Annotated in this window: 1 protein-coding gene; it reads left to right on the top strand. The window is 40.2% G+C overall.

Annotation, left to right across the window (positions count from 1 at the left end):
* Positions 1–229: hypothetical protein (locus tag NE637_RS15610; RefSeq protein WP_256267838.1), on the top strand; the 229-nt coding region annotated here is incomplete at both ends.

Raw genomic sequence — 229 nt, 5'->3', positions numbered from 1 at the left:
GCGGACAGTTGATCTGCTCAGAGTATGATGAGGTAAAGCAGGATTTAAAGAGATTGAAAGATTATTTGATCCTTCAAGTTCAAAAGGCGGAAGTAGAAGTAAGATTAAATGTAACCGCTACACCGGAAATGGTTAAGGAATTGAGTCCTGACAGTCTGATCCTTGCGCTTGGAGCTTATCCGATACAGTTAAATCTTCCGGGCACAGAAAAGAATGATCATGTTTTTAC

It is taken from the genome of Desulfovibrio desulfuricans (assembly GCF_024460775.1).
GTDB classification, from domain to species: domain Bacteria; phylum Desulfobacterota; class Desulfovibrionia; order Desulfovibrionales; family Desulfovibrionaceae; genus Desulfovibrio; species Desulfovibrio desulfuricans_E.
The sequence above is the reverse complement of the archived record's forward strand: the minus strand, read 5'-3'. Positions and strand labels throughout refer to the sequence as shown.